The following is a 1,077-nucleotide window of genomic DNA, read 5'->3' on the forward strand; positions in this document are numbered from 1 at the left end:
GCTCAAGGACTTCCGGCGCGTCGCCATTCGCTATGACAAGCTCGCCGCAAACTTCCTCTCCGGCGTCCTCATCGCCGCAACCGTCGCCTACTGGGCCAAATGAGTCCGGACCCTAGAGCGCACCAGAAGCGTCGGCGGCGCGCCGTCGCCGGAAGCGGACGCCTGACGCGCCAGGACCGTCTGGCCCGCACCGATGACGATTGCAGCGGTCAGGAGGGCGCAGACCACCGCGACGGCCGCCAGCTTCAGTCCCTCGAACAGGCCTTCGTCTTCCGCGTCCACGCGCAAAGCTCCCTTGCGAAGCGAGAGGACCACGTTCGCCGAATCCCGGCAAGCGCCGCCGCGAAACCCGCACAAAAAAGGGCGACGCCGCCTGGCGCCGCCCTTCCTCTACGCTTCGGCTTGGATCAGCCCGTGAACGGGCGGATCAGGATTTCCACGCGCCGATTCTGCGCCTTGCCTTCCGGCGTCGCATTGGAAGCGACCGGATTGCGCGAGCTGTTGCCCGCCACATAGAGACGTTCGGCCAGGACGCCACGACGGACCAGTTCCGAAGCGACGCTGCTGGCGCGGCGTTCGGACAGCGGCTGGTTGATGGCGTCGCCGCCCGAGGAATCGGTATGGCCGATGATGTCGATGGTCGAGCGATCGTATTCCTGCAGCACCCGGGCCACGTCGTCGAGGACCGGCAGGAAACGCGGGTCGATGGACGACTGGTTGGTGGCGAAGGTCACGTCCGAGGGCATGCGCAGCACCAGATTGTCGCCCTGACGCGCGACGCCGACGCCGCTGCCGGACAGCTCGGCCTCCATGGCGCGTTGCTGGCGGTCCATGTACTGGCCGACCGCCGCGCCGCCCAAGGCGCCGATGCCGGCGCCGATCAGGGCGTTCTTGCGGCCCTGTTCGCCGTTCGAGGTGTTGGTCAGATAACCCAGAACGGCGCCGCCCAGCGCGCCCGCGATGGCGCCGGTGCCCGTGTTGTTGCGCACGGGGCCCGAGCGGTACGGGTCGGTCGTGGTGCAGGCGGCGGCGCCCAGCAGGGCGGCGATGACGACGTCGCGGCCCGTGCGCAGGCCG

Annotated in this window: 2 protein-coding genes and 1 pseudogene; 1 reads left to right on the forward strand and 2 read right to left on the reverse strand. The window is 69.2% G+C overall.

Annotation, left to right across the window (positions count from 1 at the left end; all coding sequences use genetic code 11):
* A pseudogene (locus tag B2U11_RS03650) lies at positions 1-103 on the forward strand (IS5/IS1182 family transposase); the annotation flags it as partial.
* Here B2U11_RS03650 and B2U11_RS03655 read toward each other — a convergent pair.
* Both B2U11_RS03655 and B2U11_RS03660 read right to left on the reverse strand, forming a co-directional pair.
* Complete coding sequence (locus tag B2U11_RS03655) at positions 88-282, reverse strand: hypothetical protein (RefSeq protein ID WP_292070028.1); 195 nt, start codon at positions 280-282, stop codon at positions 88-90. The pseudogene B2U11_RS03650 and the gene B2U11_RS03655 overlap by 16 nt on opposite strands.
* Positions 283-407: 125 nt before the next feature.
* On the reverse strand, positions 408-1,073 hold the full coding sequence (locus B2U11_RS03660) for an OmpA family protein (protein WP_292070032.1): 666 nt from the start codon (positions 1,071-1,073) through the stop codon (positions 408-410).
* Positions 1,074-1,077: the final 4 nt, after the last annotated feature.

Source organism: Brevundimonas sp. UBA7534, assembly GCF_002479325.1.
GTDB lineage: Bacteria > Pseudomonadota > Alphaproteobacteria > Caulobacterales > Caulobacteraceae > Brevundimonas.